At 65.7% G+C, this 16,726-nt stretch carries 17 protein-coding genes and 1 tRNA gene; 11 read left to right on the top strand and 7 right to left on the bottom strand.

The annotated features are described in order from the left end of the window. Positions 1-11: 11 nt before the first annotated feature. The 4 genes from AWC12_RS10085 to AWC12_RS10070 all read left to right on the top strand — a co-directional run bounded on the left by AWC12_RS10085 (position 12) and on the right by AWC12_RS10070 (position 3,855). Positions 12-1,526: a TldD/PmbA family protein gene (locus tag AWC12_RS10085; protein ID WP_085174035.1), complete on the top strand. Its 1,515-nt coding sequence runs from the start codon at positions 12-14 to the stop codon at positions 1,524-1,526. Beyond that, positions 1,523-2,896 carry a metallopeptidase TldD-related protein gene (locus tag AWC12_RS10080; protein WP_085174033.1) on the top strand — a complete coding sequence of 458 codons (1,374 nt, stop codon included), beginning with the start codon at positions 1,523-1,525 and terminating at the stop codon, positions 2,894-2,896. The genes AWC12_RS10085 and AWC12_RS10080 overlap by 4 nt, the downstream gene beginning before the upstream one ends. 7 nt (positions 2,897-2,903) lie before the next feature. Continuing rightward, positions 2,904-3,743 (top strand): carboxymuconolactone decarboxylase family protein, encoded by an 840-nt coding sequence (locus tag AWC12_RS10075; protein ID WP_085174031.1) that lies wholly within the window; start codon positions 2,904-2,906, stop codon positions 3,741-3,743. Between the two features lie 38 nt (positions 3,744-3,781). Then, positions 3,782-3,855 (top strand) — tRNA-Ile (locus AWC12_RS10070). 93 nt (positions 3,856-3,948) lie between these two features. Here AWC12_RS10070 and AWC12_RS10065 read toward each other — a convergent pair. Further along, positions 3,949-4,374: a PPOX class F420-dependent oxidoreductase gene (locus AWC12_RS10065; protein WP_024445319.1), complete on the bottom strand. Its 426-nt coding sequence runs from the start codon at positions 4,372-4,374 to the stop codon at positions 3,949-3,951. 248 nt (positions 4,375-4,622) lie between these two features. Here AWC12_RS10065 and AWC12_RS10060 point away from each other — a divergent pair, with 248 nt between their 5' ends. Together AWC12_RS10060 and AWC12_RS10055 are read left to right on the top strand one after the other, a co-directional pair. Further along, positions 4,623-4,964 (top strand): DUF3703 domain-containing protein, encoded by a 342-nt coding sequence (locus AWC12_RS10060; protein WP_085174029.1) that lies wholly within the window; start codon positions 4,623-4,625, stop codon positions 4,962-4,964. 117 nt (positions 4,965-5,081) lie between these two features. Further along, positions 5,082-5,735, top strand: coding sequence for a DsbA family protein (locus tag AWC12_RS10055; RefSeq protein ID WP_110808605.1), 654 nt, complete (start codon positions 5,082-5,084; stop codon positions 5,733-5,735). 52 nt (positions 5,736-5,787) lie between these two features. On the opposite strand, the gene AWC12_RS10050 is transcribed toward AWC12_RS10055, so the two are convergent. Next, on the bottom strand, positions 5,788-6,681 hold the full coding sequence (locus AWC12_RS10050; RefSeq protein ID WP_085174024.1) for a DMT family transporter: 894 nt from the start codon (positions 6,679-6,681) through the stop codon (positions 5,788-5,790). Continuing rightward, positions 6,668-7,510: an SDR family oxidoreductase gene (locus AWC12_RS10045; RefSeq protein ID WP_412098574.1), complete on the bottom strand. Its 843-nt coding sequence runs from the start codon at positions 7,508-7,510 to the stop codon at positions 6,668-6,670. The genes AWC12_RS10050 and AWC12_RS10045 overlap by 14 nt, the downstream gene beginning before the upstream one ends. Before the next feature lie 337 nt (positions 7,511-7,847). Here AWC12_RS10045 and AWC12_RS10040 point away from each other — a divergent pair, with 337 nt between their 5' ends. Together AWC12_RS10040 and AWC12_RS10035 are read left to right on the top strand one after the other, a co-directional pair. Beyond that, entirely contained in the window at positions 7,848-9,218 is a 1,371-nt protein-coding gene (locus tag AWC12_RS10040) for a PP2C family protein-serine/threonine phosphatase (protein ID WP_234813934.1), read from the top strand. Between the two features lie 67 nt (positions 9,219-9,285). Next, positions 9,286-10,251, top strand: a complete 966-nt coding sequence (locus AWC12_RS10035) for a tripartite tricarboxylate transporter substrate binding protein (protein ID WP_234813933.1) — start codon at positions 9,286-9,288, stop codon at positions 10,249-10,251. On the opposite strand, the gene AWC12_RS10030 is transcribed toward AWC12_RS10035, so the two are convergent. Next, a complete protein-coding gene (locus AWC12_RS10030; RefSeq protein WP_085174020.1) occupies positions 10,248-10,955 on the bottom strand; it encodes an Ntn hydrolase family protein in 708 nt (235 codons plus the stop codon). The two genes, AWC12_RS10035 and AWC12_RS10030, sit on opposite strands and share 4 nt — an antisense overlap. Positions 10,956-11,032: 77 nt before the next feature. On the opposite strand from AWC12_RS10030, the gene AWC12_RS10025 reads away from it, so the two are divergent. Then, positions 11,033-11,980, top strand: a complete 948-nt coding sequence (locus AWC12_RS10025) for a mechanosensitive ion channel family protein (protein WP_024445326.1) — start codon at positions 11,033-11,035, stop codon at positions 11,978-11,980. 2 nt (positions 11,981-11,982) lie between these two features. Here AWC12_RS10025 and AWC12_RS10020 read toward each other — a convergent pair whose 3' ends face one another. Then, positions 11,983-12,474 (bottom strand): DUF427 domain-containing protein, encoded by a 492-nt coding sequence (locus tag AWC12_RS10020; protein WP_024445327.1) that lies wholly within the window; start codon positions 12,472-12,474, stop codon positions 11,983-11,985. A 53-nt stretch (positions 12,475-12,527) separates the two neighbouring features. Here AWC12_RS10020 and AWC12_RS10015 point away from each other — a divergent pair, with 53 nt between their 5' ends. After that, a complete protein-coding gene (locus AWC12_RS10015; RefSeq protein ID WP_085174018.1) occupies positions 12,528-13,976 on the top strand; it encodes a peptide MFS transporter in 1,449 nt (482 codons plus the stop codon). Here the strand turns inward: AWC12_RS10015 and AWC12_RS10010 are convergent. Both AWC12_RS10010 and AWC12_RS10005 read right to left on the bottom strand, forming a co-directional pair. Then, on the bottom strand, positions 13,973-15,586 hold the full coding sequence (locus AWC12_RS10010) for an alkaline phosphatase D family protein (protein WP_024445329.1): 1,614 nt from the start codon (positions 15,584-15,586) through the stop codon (positions 13,973-13,975). The two genes, AWC12_RS10015 and AWC12_RS10010, sit on opposite strands and share 4 nt — an antisense overlap. Before the next feature lie 18 nt (positions 15,587-15,604). Next, entirely contained in the window at positions 15,605-16,108 is a 504-nt protein-coding gene (locus tag AWC12_RS10005; protein ID WP_165762792.1) for an NUDIX domain-containing protein, read from the bottom strand. A gap of 82 nt (positions 16,109-16,190) precedes the next feature. On the opposite strand from AWC12_RS10005, the gene AWC12_RS10000 reads away from it, so the two are divergent. Next, complete coding sequence (locus AWC12_RS10000) at positions 16,191-16,496, top strand: putative quinol monooxygenase (RefSeq protein ID WP_085174014.1); 306 nt, start codon at positions 16,191-16,193, stop codon at positions 16,494-16,496. The last annotated feature ends 230 nt before the right edge of the window (positions 16,497-16,726 follow it).

Below are 16,726 nucleotides of genomic sequence, written 5' to 3'. Positions count from 1 at the left end.
ATTGTGAAGGCGTGACAGCCCGAACGATCGATGCGGACTTCCTTGCGCTGCCGCGTCACGCGCTCGCCGACGCAGCGCTGACCGCGGCCCGGCAGGCGGGCGCAAGCTACGCCGACCTTCGCGTCCATGCGATCACCACCGAGACCGTGCAGTTGCGCGACGGCGCGCTGGAAACCGCGGTCACCGACTACGAGATCGGCCTGGCGGTGCGGGTGATCGTCAACGGCACGTGGGGTTTCGCCTCCCATGCCGAGCTGGACACCGGTGCGGCCGCCGACACCGCGCGGCGTGCCGCACGGGTCGCGACCACCTTGGCCCCCCTCAACGCCGAGCGCATCGAACTCGCCCCCGAACCCGTCTACCGCGACGTCACCTGGGTGTCGAGCTACCAGATCGACCCGTTCTCCATCGCCACCGGAGACAAGATCGCGGTCCTGGAGGACTACTCGGGCAGGCTGCTCGCCTCCGATGGCGTGGACCACGTGTCGGCATGGCTGCACGCGGCCAAGGAGCAGACGTTCTACGCAGATTCGTTCGGTTCGTCGATCACTCAGCAGCGGGTGCGCGTGCTTCCGCGTCTGGACGCTGTCACCGTCGACGCGGCCGCTGGCTCGTTCGACACCATGAGCACGCTGGCGCCCCCGACCGGGCGTGGCTGGGAAGCCGTTGTCGGCGACGAAGTCTGGGACTGGGCGGGTGAACTCGCCGAACTACCGTCGTTGCTGGCCGAGAAAGCCAAGGCGCCCAGCGTCGTTGCCGGACCCACCGATCTGGTCATCGACCCCACCAACCTGTGGCTGACCATCCATGAGTCGATCGGGCACGCAACGGAATACGATCGTGCTATCGGCTACGAAGCCGCCTATGCGGGAACGTCGTTCGCGACGCCTGAAAAGCTGGGCCGAATGAAGTACGGCTCGCCGGTGATGAACGTGACGGCCGACCGCACCGTCGCGCACGGTTTGGCCACCGTGGGCTTCGACGACGAAGGGGTGCGGGCGCAGAGCTGGGATCTGGTGCGCGACGGGCTGTTCGTCGGTTATCAGCTCGACCGGGTTTTCGCGCCGCGGCTTGGTGTCGGCCGATCCAACGGCTGTTCGTACGCCGACTCGGCGCACCATGTACCGATTCAGCGGATGGCCAACGTCTCCCTGCAACCAGGCCCCGACGACATCAGCACCGACGAACTGATCAGCCGGGTGGCCGACGGTCTCTACATCGTCGGCGACAAGAGCTGGTCGATCGACATGCAGCGCTACAACTTCCAGTTCACCGGGCAGCGCTTCTTCCGGATCAAAGACGGCAAGCTCGACGGTCAGGTCCGCGATGTCGCCTACCAGGCCACGACCACTGATTTCTGGGCAGCGCTGGAAGCCGTTGGAGGACAATCCACGTGGCGTCTCGGCGGTGCATTCAACTGCGGTAAGGCGCAACCCGGCCAGGTCGCGGCGGTCAGCCACGGCTGCCCGTCGGCGCTGTTCCGCGGAATCAATGTCCTGAACACACGCGAAGAGGGCGGGCGATGATCGGCGCACAACTGGTGACCGACGTTGCGCTGGCCGAAGCGCACCGGCTGGGCGGGGCCGACGAGACCATCGTGCTGGTGACCGACCGGGTCGACGCGTCTCTGCGATGGGCCAACAACACGATGACCACCAACGGCGAATCCACCAGCCGCACCACCACTGTCATCTCGATTGTGCGGCGCAACGATGACGCCCATGTCGGGTCGGTGCGTTCCAGCGCTGTCGACCCGGCCGTCATCACCGATCTGGTGGCGGCGTCCCAGAAGGCCGCCGCTGCTGCGCCGCCGGCGCGCGACAATGCTCCAGCGCTGCCGGGTGGTGACGCGCCGCCGAACTGGGACGACGCGATTCCGCGCACCGGCGCCGAGGCGTTCGGCGGGGTTGCGAACTCGTTGACCCGTGGTTTCCGCGGCGGCGACACGCTGTTCGGATACGCTCGGCACATTCTCGAGACGACGTTCGTCGCGACCTCGTCGGGCTTACGCCGCCGGTTCACTCAGCCGAACGGCTCGGTGGAGATCAACGCCAAGCGCAACGGCGCCAGCGCGTGGGTCGGCGTGAGCACGCCCGACTTCGTAGACGTACCAACGGATTCGATGCTCGACGAGCTCGGCACGCGGCTGTCCTGGGCAGGCCGCACCGTCGAGCTGCCTGCCGGACGGTACGAGACGATCATGCCGCCCTCCACCGTCGCCGACATGATGATCTACCTGACGTGGACGATGGGCGGGCGGGGCGCTCAGGAGGGCCGCACCGCGCTGGCGGCGCCGGGCGGGGGCACCCGGGTGGGGGAGAAGCTGACGTCGCTGCCGTTGACGCTCTTCTCCGATCCCGCTGCGCCCGGTTTGGAGTGCACACCGTTCGTAACGGCCACGAGCTCATCGGAGCGGTCCTCGGTCTTCGACAACGGCTTGCCGATCGAGCGGCTCGACTGGATCCGTGACGGCGTCATCAATGCGCTGGCATATCCGCGTGCGGCGGCCGCTGAATTCGGCGCACCGGTCGCGGTCGGCGCGGACAACCTTTTGATGACCGGTGGCACGGCCAGCCTGCAGGAGATGATCGCAAGTACCGAGCGAGGCCTGCTGCTGTCCACGCTGTGGTACATCCGCGAGGTCGACCCGTCGGTGCTGCTGCTGACGGGGTTGACGCGCGACGGGGTCTATCTGGTCGAGGACGGTCAGGTCACCGCGGCGGTGAACAACTTTCGGTTCAATGAGAGCCCGCTGGACCTGCTGCGGCGCGCGAGTGAAGCCGGCGTAAGCGAGGTGACGCTGCCCCGGGAGTGGGGCGACTGGGCGACGCGCGCAAAGATGCCGTCACTGCGAATCCCGGACTTCCATATGTCTTCGGTGAGTCAGGCGCAATAATCGCGGGATGACTGATGAGCTGTCCCAACGACTGTCGCGGCTGGTCACACTGTCCTCGGGGGACGAGCGCGCCGACACGTTGCTCCGGCTGACGTGCGGACGGACGCTGTCGCTACCGCCGTTGCCAACGCCCGCGGACGTGCCTCAAGACCGCACCGACGAGGACGCTGTGCTGGTGGCCTTCGCCGAGCAGTTCGCGGTCGACGTGACGGGGATAGGGGACAATCAGCGGGCGCGTTTTGTGGAAGTGTTCGGTGACAACGCTTATCGGGTTGTCGTGGCCGTCTTCATCGCCGACTTCGTTCCGAGGGTGTGGGCAGGATGCGAGGCGCTCGGGCTCGGCAAGCCGGGGTTCGCGGCCAATGTCGAGATAGACCGCGAGACTGATCCGGTAGGCAAGCTCCTGGGCGGGTTCGTGCCGGCGGTGGCGCGCCTGCATGACGTGGATGCGGTGACGACCGAGGTGGTGCGGTTGCGTGGCGCCGAGGCGCACAACTGCAGACTGTGCAAGTCGCTGCGGGAAGTGCATGCGCTCGACGCGGGCGGCTCGGAGGACATGTACCGGCAGATCGCCGACTTTGAATCGGCTGCCGATCTGACCGAGGCGCACAAGGCGGCGCTGCGCTATGTCGACGCGCTGGTGTGGACGCCGTCGCGGATCGACGCCGACGTCGCCGACGGGATGCGCAAGCACTTCTCGGAAAAGCAGAGGTTCGAGATCACGATGGACGTCATGCGGAATTCCTGTAACAAGATCGCGGTGTCGATGGCTGCCGACGCGCCGCGGGTGGCTGAGGGCACGGAACGCTACGAGGTCGACGAGCAGGGGCAGACCATCTTCGCCTGACCGGGCATGTGCGACCATGATGGCCGCGTTCTGCGCACGGGGCGGTAGCTCAGTTGGTTAGAGCCGGGGACTCATAATCCCTTGGTCGCGGGTTCGAGCCCCGCCCGCCCCACGTCAGACAACCCCGCCTGGGCGTCGAGAGTGCGATCAGGGCGGGTTTTCGCAGAAAATTGCGCCCTCACCGCACTCTCGGCGGCACGCAGGGCTACCCAGCCTTCGAGTTCACCTGTTGCGGGGTGATGCGGAGAGCCACGCGGGGCTTGCGGCCCCTGGCGAGGATCGCCTCGATCGTCGTGATGATGTGAAACTGGGCGCCGTACTTGCGGCGAATGAGCTGTTCGGCTTTCGCCACCGCGGTGGGTGAATCCTCGACGATGGCCGTGCCCAACAGTTCCGGATCGACCGGATCGACCTTGCCCATGCGGCCGGAGCGGATCACCACAATGCGCGGGTCCCGGCGCACCCGCTTGACCTTCCACGCATCGGCCGGCGTCCACGCCACGAGGTCGTCCCCGTCGGAAGCGATCCACATTGCCGCGCCGACCGGTGTCCCGTCTCGCTTGTAGGTCACCAGCGAGACGAACGGAGTCTCGCCGAGTTCCTTCGCCAGCGCCGCCACATCGTCCTGCATAACCTCGACCTTACTGGCGAAAGCCGCGATGCACCCGCGTCGATGTATAGACCTATGCGAATGTAACTATGTATTCTGGCACGTATCGAACGGGTGCCTTGAACCAGGCGGACGAGGTCGCGCCGTCCGCTTTCATGCGGGTGGCCTACGGGCACGTCCGCTGGGGGTGGGCTGACAGGTGCGGACTTCTGCGCCGAGACTCGTTACGCCGAAACATGATTCGACGAAGTGAAAGGACGGCTCGCCGGATGATTCGTTCCTCGACACGCGATCGTGAACTGTACGACCGAGAGATGGGTGCGGCGAAAGCGGCAGCTTCGACGGAGGAGCGCTGGTTCCACCTTGAGCGTGCACATATCGTGTCGCAGCCCTATCCGTGGCTGCATACGCGAAATCACGCCTCGATGCTGTATCTCGCGGCACGTCAGCGTGATCGGCGCGAAGCGGTCGGTCAGCTCCTCCGTGTGATCGTCGCGGCGCCTGGTTCGCTCACCGGGCGTTATCCCCCGGGGAATACCGGCCGAGCCGCGGTCGGCTTGATGGACCCCATGGCGATTCCGGCTGATCTGTTGGCAGAGCTCTCTGATTGACCGTCAGTACAGTCGCCGGATGCCGTTGCTTCACCGGGGCCATGGTAGAACTATCTACGTAGTTGCACCGTAGATCGCTCCCCGAGTCGAATCGGCTCGGAGCGAAAGGAATTGCTCGTGAACCCAATGACGCGCATTCTGCTGACAGCGTTCATCGTCATCACCGCTGTGATGGGCGTTGGACTTTACGTTTCGGCCAGAGACGGAGAATCTGCGGCGACCTCGCAATCCGAGGGCGGGCCGCAGGTGGTCCGCGAGAACAGCCATCGCCTCAACTCGGCGCCGGACAGCGACGTGACTTTCGTCGAGTTCCTCGATTTCGAATGTGAAGGATGCCGAGCGGCGTTTCCCGCTGTGGAGCAGTTGCGTTCCCAGTACGGCCGCCAGGTGAACTTTGTCGCCCGCTACTTTCCGATGCCCGGTCACTTCAACGGAGAGCGAGCAGCGCGCGCAGTGGAGGCGGCAGCGCAACAGGGTCAGTTCGAGCCGATGTACAAGAAGATGTTCGAGACACAGGACCAATGGGGCGAGCGGCAGGTGCCTGCCGACGATGTATTTCGCAGTTTTGCAACAGAACTCGGCCTCGACATGGCTGCGTGGCAGGCGGCGTACAACTCGCCGTCGACGCTCGAGCGCATCCAGGAGGATGTCGCAGACGGCACCGCGCTGGGCGTGCAGGGCACTCCCAACTTCTTCCTCAACGGCGAACGGCTGAGCATCCGGGCCTACTCGGACCTCGGCGCCGCGATCGACAGAGCCCTGTCGGAGTAGGGCCCGGCCCGTCGCTTGTGCCCTGCACACCCGCAGATTCTCCGTTGCAGGCTTAGGTGCGCTGTGCAGGCACCCGTGCCCTCGCGCGCATCGCCATGACGCCGCCGCCGATGACCAGGACCATTCCGAGATAGGTGCTCAGCGTGGGTGCGTGGTCCCACACGATCCAGTCGATGACCGCGGTGAAGACGATGACCGTGTAGATGAACGGCCCGAGCTTCTCGGCAGACGCATAGCGATAAGCCACCGCGATGAGGATCTGCGAAAATAACTGCGCAAAGCCAAGTCCGATGAGCCAGGGCCACGCAGAGGCCGGAACCGGCGCCCAGTCGGCGATGGCGATGGGGATCGACAGCAGCGTGGAGAGCCCGAAGTAGTACAGGAGGATCCGGGTCACGGGCTCGGTCGCGCCGAGCCAGCGCACCGTCATCATGGCGACGGCCAACGTCAACGCGCCTGCAAGGGCCGAAAGTTCGCCGATGCTGAAGCCATGTCCCTGCGGTTGCAGCACCAGCATCACACCGGCAAAGCCCAGGCCGGCTCCGATCCAGGTGGCTGCAGCGACCCGTTGCCGCGTGACCGCCCATGCGATCAACGGCATCCACAGCGGCGCACTGTAAGTCAGAAGGGTCGCATTGGCCAGCGGTATCCGCTCGATGGCGAAGAACAGGGCATACCAGCACGCCGTGCCGGAACCCGCGCGCAACAGGTGCAAACCAATCTTGTCGGTGCGAAGCGAGCGCCGTCCGCCCTTGACCGCCACCGGTAGCAGGAACACCAGGCAGATGGCGTTCTGAAACAGAAGGAGGACGCCGGTCGAGGTGAACTGTCCGGAGACTTTGGCCAGCGTGCCAACCAGTGCGACGCAGAAGAACGCGGCGGTGGTGAGAAGCGCTCCCAGGCCGAGGTTTTCGGTCAGATAGCCCGATGCCTTACCGGATGTCACGGGATCCCGGTTGAGGTGTCGATCGCTTCATGACTCCGTTCAGTAGCCTCGGAGACACGATGTCGAGCGCCCGCAGCGGCAACATCTTGCGTGGCGCGATGCGGACAGGACGCGTGCGTGCGGCGACGACCATCCATTCGGCGGCTTCATCAGCGCTGAGCGCAGCCAACCCGTCGTAGGCACGTGTAGGCGCAATCATCGGCGTGGCGACCAACGGGTAGTAGATGGTCGTCGACGTCACACCGGAGGTGGCCAACTCGTTGTCGATCACCCGGCTCACGGCGCTCAGCGCCGCCTTCGACGCGTTGTAGACGCCGAAAAGCGGCGACGATTCCGGCATCACCCGCCAACTGGAGATGTTGATGATGTGCCCGCCGCCCCGTTCGACCATCCCCGGCGCAAGCCCGCGAATCAGCCGAAGAGGCGCGTAGTAATTCAGCGCGATGGTGCGTTCGACGTCGTGCCAGCGCTCCAGTGACTCCAGCAGCGGCCTGCGGATCGAACGGGCCGCATTGTTGATCAAGATGTCGACCGGACCCGCGGTGCTCGCGAGTTCATCGACGGCATCGAGGTCGGCCAGATTGGTCGGCACGGCGATCGCGCTGCCACCTCGCGCAGTGATCCGCGCGACCACGCCATCGAGCAGATGTGCGCGGCGCGCCACGACGATGACGGTCGCCCCGTGATTCGCCAGCTTCTCCGCGGCGGCTTCGCCGATCCCCGAGGATGCGCCCGTCAAAAGAATTCGCTTGCCGCGCAGGTCGACTGGTGTGCGTGGCGCGAGGCGGGGGAGCGGCCGCATCCCAGTCAAGCGCATTGCCTTGCGGATGCGCTGGACCGAGGCATTGCGCCGTCCATGGTCGGCCGTCGTTCCAGTCCCCACCGAGCCCCCTCTGCGCGGTGTGAGTGTGATGACCGCCCATCGACCATTCTGGGAGATCAGTGGTGCAAAGGACGGGAAATCGCCACTTACTGAAACGTACTGGGGGTGCGTCAATGATGTTCGGAATGCGTAATCAGCGAGGTTCGCTCAGCGCGTTGCCGGATCGCCGTCAGGCTGACAAAATCCCGGGCCGAAGCGTTCCGCCCGAAACGGACTGAGCAAGGACAGCGCGATCACCGAAAGCCGCAACTACGCCGACGCCGAGCAGGCGCGGCTTGAGGCGGTGCACCGTTACCGCATCGCCGACACACCTCGGGGATCGGTGCTGAGCCGCATCGCCGGGCTGGCGGCCCGTTCCCTGAACGTACCGATGGCACTCGTGTCGATCGTCGGCGGCGACGAGGTGTCCCTGATCGGGACCCACGGTTTCGGCGCGGACCTGCCTGCGGTTCTGCCCCGGGACCCGCTGCTGGCGTCGGCCACGTCGAGCAATGCCGTCGAAGTCATCGACGATGCGCGCAGCGACCCGAGCGCGGCGCACAGCGAGTTCGTGCGGGACCACCGAATCCGCTTTTACGCCGCCGCGCCGATCGTCACCTTCGAAGGACACCGACTGGGCGCGGTCGCGGTGATGGACACTGTGACCCGGCAGGCCTCCGCCGGCCACCTGATGATCCTCGAGGACCTCGCCGCGATCGTGATGGAACAGCTGGAGCTGCGCCTGTCGACGCTGGATGCCGTCAGCCTCGAACGCCGATTACGCGGCGACGCAGAGACGGCGCGAGACGACGCGCGACGCGACCGCGACAGCGCCCAAGAAGGCAGGGGCGCTGCGGAGCGGGATCGGGACGAGGCTCGCAGACAGCGTGATCAGGCCAGGACGGATCGCGGAATCGCCGAACGCGACCGCGATTCGATCGAGGAATACGCGACCGCGTTGCAGCGAACCCTGCTCCCACCGTCCCTTCCCCGCATCGAAGGCCTTGCAGCGGCAGCCTACTTTCGTCCGATCTCATCGCGCCGGGTCGGCGGCGACTTCTACGACTTGTTCAGCCTGGGCGGCAATCGGTGGGCGTTCTTCATCGGCGACGTGCTCGGCCACGGCGTCGATGCCGCGGTGGTGACCTCGCTGATCCGCTACACGCTGCGGTCGGCGGCCCTGCACTACGACAATCCGACCTCCGGTCTGTACGAGTTGAACGCCGTACTGCTGCGCGAGGTTGAGCCGCGACGGTTCTGCACGGTGCACTTCGGAACCCTGCAACCCGCCGAAGATGGTGACGGATTCACCGTGACCATCGCCACCGGCGGTCATCCGCCGGCCCTGCTCGCCGACTCGGCCGGCAGCTACGTCCAGTCCATCCGACCCGGTGAGGGCATGCTCGTCGGAGCGCTGCCCGATGCCGTCTTCGACGTGTGCTCGGTGACGGTGCGTCCCGGTCAGTTCCTGTTGTTCTTCACAGACGGGCTGGTCGAAGCACGCCTCGGCGACACCTCGTTCGACGAATCGGCGCTGTCCGCGTTCGTCTCGGAACACGCAGGGGCGGGCCTGAACGCGTTGATGCACGAAATCGCCACGCTGGCACCCAAACTGGATCAACGCGACGACATTGCGGTGCTGGCGTTCGAAGTTGCCGCAGACAATCCCGCGTAACGGCGACGCCACCGGCGATTGCCGTGTACTGCTTCTAGTCGAGCATCACACGACCGAGGAGCACACGTTGACGATCACATCGGCGATCGGAGCCATGCTGGCTGCGTCGCTACTGCTGACCGGATGCCAGACATCCGAGCAGCGCCCGGCCGCGCCTGCCTATCCCTCCGGGCCGGTCACCATGACCGCGGGCGCCAACCCGGGTAGCGGCTTCGACATCACCATCCGCGCCGTGGTCGACGCGCTGGAGAAGGAGAAGATCGTCGAGGTGGCACTCCCGGTCGAGAACCGGCCCGGAAACATCGGCGCGGACTTCCTCGCGACGATGGTCGAGGAGTACAAGGGCCGTGATGACCAGGTGTCGGTGACGTCGCTGTCGATGATGATGAACGAGTATCGCGGCATCTCCGAGTACGGGTACCGCGACGTCACGATGATTGCGCGACTGATGACCGAGTACTACATCGTCCTCACAGCACCTGATGCGCCGTATCAGAACCTGAACGATCTTCTCTCGGTAGTGCGCGACGATCCCGCCGCCATCGCGGTCGGCGCCGCGACCGACGACCAGGCCCCGTTCGATCTGCTGGTGACGGCAGCCGGGGGAGACCCGGGACGCATCAACTACGTCAGCTTGGAAGGCGGAGCCGAACAGGCCGCTGCGCTGTCAGTCGGCGAGATCGACGTCGCGATCGCCGGCGTCAGCGAGGTCATCGGCCCGCTGACCTCGGGTGCCCTCAAACCTCTGGGCGTGCTGTCCGAGGAGCGCCTGCCCGGCCTCGAGGCGCCGACTGCGCGGGAGCAGGGTTTCGACGTCACCCTGTCGAATTGGCGCGGCCTCTACGGCCCGCCGGAGATGCCGGATTTCGCCGTGAAGTACTGGCAGGAAGCTCTCGGCAGGATGGTCGAGACGCCGACGTGGAAGCAGATCGCAGAGCGCAACCAGTTCACCACCACGTTCATGGTCGGCGACCAGTTCCAGACGTTCCTCGCCGAGACCCAGGCCGATCTCAACGCTGCGCTGGCGAGCTAACGTCCCTCGTCGGCGAACAGTTGATCAAGGGCGTTGCGTTCCAGCTCGACCCATCGACTCACGTGTCGGCGAACGTCCGCGATCTCCTCCTCACTCAGATGATGCGCGCCCTCCGGCGTGATCCGGCAGATGTCCATCGGGCCCCCGACACTGGGTGAGGACGCGTCAAGCGCGTCGAGGACCCGCAGTGCCGCGACGACGCCGTAGTCCACGTCACGCTCCGACATCCGGAAGCTGGCGAGCAGGGCATGGGCCTGCTGAGCCATCGCGGCCCCGCTGCCGACGGCCTGAAAACCCGTCTCTTCGTGGTGGCCGATCAGCCCGTTGGGGTCCACGTCGATGATGAACGGGCGATCGCCGTCGTAGCCCGCCGCCAGTACGTACGTCGCCGGGGTTCCCCCGGTTTCCTGGCCCGGGACGTCGGCGATGAAGGTGTCGTAGTGATGCTTGAGGATCGGCAGAATGCGGGCCTGCAGCGCGTGCCCGGTGTTCTTGGCCTCCACGATCGCGTCCGCTTCATCGTTGAACACCTGCTCGACGTCATAGAGAACGGCACGTGATCCGCTTCCTCCCCACGCCGCGTGCTTGCCCAGGGGGTGCAACTTCTGGGCCGGGTACGTCAGTCCGCGCCCGGGATCGGTGATCTGCGAATCAGACGCCAGCACAACTCCATTTGCGCACCGCAGCGCAAGAACGACCGTCACCCCTCGATCGTGCCACGGCCCCGATCGGGCCCCGGGGCGCTCAAGGCCGCAATGCCGCCGCCGTATGGTGGTAACACATGGATGTCTCCCTCTTGGCTTTCGAATGGACGGACACCAGCAGGCATTGGCTCATCGAGGTCCCGATCAGGATCGTCGCCTATATCGCCGTAGCCCTCGTCATTCGCTTCATCGCACACCGCATGATCGACCGGACCACGATGGCCCGCAGCCGCAAGGAGCGCGGCGTCGGCGAGGAGGGTCGGTCGTCGAGGACGCCGCCGATCGTGCGCCGTCTACGTGACCGTGTTCCGTCCTCGTCGACCAGCGATCAGGTGATCGCGCGTCGCCAGCAGCGAGCTCAGACCATCGGCTCGGTGCTGAAGTCGACGGTGTCGATCGTGCTGCTGATCTGGGTGGTGCTGGCCGTGCTGAACGTGCTCGGAGTGAACATCGCCCCGTTCATCGCGTCGGCGGGCGTGGTCGGACTGGCGATCGGCTTCGGCGCACAGAACCTCGTCCGCGATTTCGTTACCGGAGTCTTCATGCTCCTGGAGGACCAGTACGGCGTCGGCGACACCGTCGACCTGGGTGATGCCGTGGGCGAGGTCGAGAGTGTCGGGCTGCGGATCACCACTGTCCGCGACATCGACGGCACGCTCTGGTACGTCCGCAACGGCGAGATCGCCCGGGTGGGCAACATGAGCCAGGAGTACGCCGTCGCGCGCATCGAGGTCCCGGTCGCGCTGACCGCCGACGTGGAGCGCGCCGAGCAGGTCGCGATCGACGCGGCCGCAGCGGCGGTCGCAGACGAAACCCTGTCGGGCAAAGTCATCGGCGAACCGCAGATGCTCGGAGTGCAGGAGTTCTCCCCGGACCTGATCAAACTCCGGATGACGGTCAAGGTCCGCCCGAACGCGCAGTGGGCAGTGCAGCGCCGGCTGCGGCGAGCAATTCTGCGCGCCTACGACGAGCATGGCGTCGACCTGCCGTACCCGAACGGGCGTCCGCAGGCGGTCGGCGAATAGGCCTACCAGCCTGCGGAACCGGGCCCACCTTTGAAGGGGCCGGCTATCCAGCTGGTGATCCAGCCGCCGTAGAACCCGCCCGGCTGAGGCACCACCTCTTCGCCGTTGACGGTGCATCGGTCGACCAAGCTCGCCATCACCGCAACCGCTCCCGTGAGCTCGACGAATGCCGGCGATGGTGCGGGGTACGTCCACGCCGCCCGGCGGGCGACGGCAGCGGGAGTCACCAGGTCGAAGTAACTGGCCTGACCTTTCCACTCGCACCAGGACGACCCCGCGGTGGGCCGAAGCGATCCTTCGACGAAACACCCTGGTGGAAGGTAGTAGGTCGGCGGGTGGCTGGTTTCGAGAACACGCCACGCGGTGTCCGTCGCCGCCACGGTCTGGCCCCCGAGTTCTACGGTGATCGAGCCGGCGAAGGGTTCCAACCGAGGCGGACGCGGGTAGTCCCACACCGACTCTTGACCTGGGCGTGGCTTATCGGGAACGGGCATGACCCGAGTCTAGGAACTCGCTGTGAAGGGTGGGAACGGTGCAGGCTGACCCTATGACGACTCGTGAGCACACCCCATCGCGCACGTTGTTCGGTCACCCGATCGGGCTGACCAATCTGTTCGGCGTCGAACTCTGGGAACGATTCTCCTTCTACGGGATGCTGACCATCCTGGGTTACTACCTCTATTACTCCGCCACCGACGGAGGGCTCGGGCTACCGCAGCCCACCGCCACGGGCATCGTCGGCGCCTACGGCGGCCTGGTCTATCTGTCGACGGTCCTCGGCGGCTGGATCGCCGACCGCCTTCTCGGCATGGAGCGCACGGTGTTCTACGGCGGTGTCGTCGTGATGATCGGCCACATCGCCCTTGCCGTCATCCCGGGCCTCGTCGGCGTCGGCGTCGGACTGCTGTTCGTAGCGCTTGGATCGGGAGCGTTGAAGGCCAACGCCTCCTCGCTACTCGGAACGCTCTACGAAAAGGGTGATGTGCGCGCCGACGGCGGCTTCACCCTGTTCTATCTCGGAATCAACCTCGGTGCGTTCATCGGCCCGTTGGTCACCGGTCTGCTGCAGACGAATCTGGGGTTCCACTACGGCTTCGGCGCGGCCGCGATCGGCATGGCGCTGGGTTTGGCGCAGTACATCTTCTTCCGGCGCAACCTCGGAGAGCACGGGCGGGTCGTGCCGAACCCGTTGCCGCGCAATGCTGTCGGTAAGACCGTCGGGGTGTTCGTAGCGGTGCTGGTGGTCATCGGTGCGGCGATCGCGTTCAAACTGGTCACCCTGGCCAATCTGTCCCAGGTCACGACCGGTGTCATCGTGGTCGCCTCGATCGCCTACTTTGTGGTGTTCCTGAGAAGTCCGAAAGTCACTGCGCCGGAACGGGTCCGGGTCCGCGCATTCATTCCGCTGTTTGTCGCGAATGCCGTGTTCTGGTCGCTGTTCCAGCAGATCTTCACCGTGCTCGCGGTGTACTCCGACGAGCGGATGAACTGGTCGATCTTCGGGTGGGTCGCGCCGTCGAACTGGATCGGCTCGATCGAACCCGTCTGGATCATCGCGCTGTCACCGCTGTTTGCGATCCTGTGGACGAGACTGGGCAACCGGGCGCCCACCACGCCGCGCAAGTTCGCCTACGGTGTCATCGGTATGGGACTGGCGTTCCTGTGCTTCGTGCCGCTCGCCGGCGTCAGCGCTGTGCCCGCGCTGGCGGTGCTGGTTATTCTGGGCGTCTTCGCCGTCTCGGAACTGCTGTTGTCGCCCATCGGGCTGTCGATCACCACCAAACTCGCGCCGGAGGCGTTCCGCGCGCAGATGATGGCGCTGTATTTCTTCTCCGTCGGTATCGGCACGTCGATGTCCGGTGTCCTGGCGGGCTACTACGACACCTCCCGTGAGGCAGCCTATTTCGGCATCCTCGGTGCGGTCGCCGTCGCCGTCGGCGTGGTTGTCTTCGCTATCGCGCCGTGGGTCAGCCGCCAGATGGAGGGCGTGCACTAATCGGTGAGCTTGACCCGGGCCACCGTCGACAGTTCGCCGTTGTCCTCGGGTTGTTCGAAGAACACCTCGGCGGAGCGGCCATGCGCTTCCAAACTGGCGATCGTGTTGCCGAACTGAGGTCCACTGAGGTTCGCCCACGACATCGGCAGGTCGGGCGAACCCGCGCGCTTGGCCCAGCGGCGGGTCAGCCGCGCGACCCGCGGTGACCACGCGAACTTGAAGGCCGGTTTGACGGGAGCGGGCACATAGTTGTGGACGGGGGAGCACACCAATTGGTGCACCGTCGTCTCACCCGTTTCTCGGAACAGCGCGCGTGCCGCGTAGCTGTGGTGGACGTCGCCGGAGAGCACCGAGATCGTCGCCGGTGAACTCTGCGCCGCCGCTTCGATCATCCCGCTCAAGCGCAGGAAGGACTGCAGGAATGCCGGCCAATGCTCCAGATCTGCTGCCTGCCGGATCTTCTCGGCGATCGTTCCTCTCAGGCCGGGCCGGTCTGCGGCGATCTCGTTGATGATCTGCAGGTCGCCGAGAGCGGGCGGAAGGAGCCAGGGCAGCGACGATCCGATGAGCAGGTGGTCGACCGAGTCGAGGTCGTCGGCGACCTGCTCTTCCACCCAGCGAAACTCTCGATCCCCGAGCATTTTCCGGTCGCCGCTGTCGAGGATCCGGGCATTGCGGGAATCCACCATGACGAGGCGGCTGCGTCCCAGATCCCACCGGAAGCTGAACCGCAGACCCTTGTCGCCGTCGACCTCGTAGTCGGCGCGGTCGGCCAGATCGACCAGAAGGGGCCAGCAGTCACCCTCGGCGGCCATCACCTTCTGGTAGTCCTCGTCGGCAGCCAGTTCGGCGGGACTGAGGTTGCCGAGATGCTGGTACACCCAGTAGGACCCGAGCCCAGCATGGATTCGGTCGCGCCACCACGGCTTCTGGTTGACTTCCGCCCGCCACGGCGCGGAGGTGTTCCAGTCGTCGCGGATGTCGTGATCATCGAAGATCATCGCGGTCGGCAACGTCGAGAGGATCCACCGAATCTCGGGGTCGCCCCACGTGTGCCGATAGAGGCGCTCGTACTCGGTGTAGGTGACGACTTCGTCCGGCGGTCGCCGCTTGGAGGTTCGGCGGCCGGCCAGTTGGCGACGGGCGTCGGGGGTCAGTTCGTCTGCGTAGACCTGATCGCCGAGGAGCAGCAGCGCGTCGGGCAACTCTTCGACCGGCATCGACGTCAGGCGAGTGGCGAAGCAATCGAGCGCGTCGAGTCCGAGCTTGTCGTCCAGCTTGGCGTCGCCGGTTTTCGGATAGCGACACGAGCCGAAGATCACCTTCAGCCGGTCAGCGGTCTTGGGACCCCGAGTCCTGATGACGCTGGGCGGAAACTCGGAGTCAGGTTCGGGCCAGACCTTGGCGCCGTCGATGCGCACCTCGTACTGGAACACCGAGTCCGGGGACAATCCCTCGACGACCACCAGCGCGTAGTGACATTCGTCAACTTGGAATGTTCGCGCCGAACAGCCGAGGATCTCGACCTCCGCCGGTGCGTCGGTCTGCACCCACACCACGGCGGTCGTCTCGCCGACATGTCGTAGCACCGGGCCCAGAGCAAGAGTCACCCGATCCACCCTAGGCCACTAGAGCCCGAGCGCCAGCGGAGTTGCCGGAGGCCCATCGGTGAGCAACTCCCGCAACAGTTTTGGCAACGCCCGGGGCGAGAACAGCTCGCCGGCGGCGTGGGCGGCATCCATAGCCGCCAAGGCCCACCATCGCTGCTCCACGATTCCCTCCGCATCCGGGTGGCCGGGCGACTCGTGCGGTACGCCGCTGACAGGTGGGAACTCGTCGACGGGGATCAGGAAGTAGTGGTTGAGGATGCCGGCGTAGCCCTGGGCGCGCATCCACGGCATCGTGGCGGTCTGAATCCAGACCAGCTGCGGTGCGTGGTCGGCGGTGAGGATCAGACCGGTCTCCTCGTGCAACTCCCGGGCGAGTGCCTCGACGTGGGTCTCACCAGGCTCGACACCCCCGCCGGGACCGGCCCACACGGCATAGTCGTCGAGCCGGTGCCGGGCGAGCAGGATGCGGTCGCCATCGACGAGAAGCGCGCGACAGGAATGACGCAACGGCAGGTCGGTCACTGGGAAACGGTAACCGGCAGCACAGTGATGATTCTCCCGGATCCGGGGTGTCTATATCGGCGACAGCGGAAGGAGCAAGGCCATGGTGATCGTTTCGGGGCATCTAACAGTTGACCCCCAGTTGCGCGGGGCGTATCTCGACGGCTGCGTCGCTGTGGTCGAGCAAGCTCGCCGCGCGGCGGGCTGTCTGGACTTCGCGATCAGCGCCGACGTAATCGATGTCGGTCGGATCAATGTGTACGAACGCTGGGAGTCCCAGGCTGCGGTCGACGCGTTTCGTGGCAGCGGGCCGAGCGACGAGCAGCAGGTGGCGATGCTGTCGGCTGCGGTGTCGGAGTACGACGTGGCCGCAGTGCGAGTTCTCTCCGGAGGCCCCGTTGGGCGGTGAGAGCGTCCGCACCGCACGCGATCATTCATCCGGATGACGGAAGAACTGCGGCCGCAACCTGCAGAATAATTGTCGTCTACGTAACCAAATTCGCCCATGGCGCGGGCGACGGATTCGGAGAACGGTTCGCACCGAAGACACGGCGCGGCGGATGCTTCCATGCGAGGCCTCGGAGCAGCGATCCTCGTTCTGGTCGTGGAACAAACGGATCGACTAGCGACCCGGCAACA

This window comes from Mycolicibacterium iranicum (genome assembly GCF_002101705.1).
GTDB lineage: Bacteria > Actinomycetota > Actinomycetes > Mycobacteriales > Mycobacteriaceae > Mycobacterium > Mycobacterium iranicum.
The sequence above is the reverse complement of the archived record's forward strand: the minus strand, read 5'-3'. Positions and strand labels throughout refer to the sequence as shown.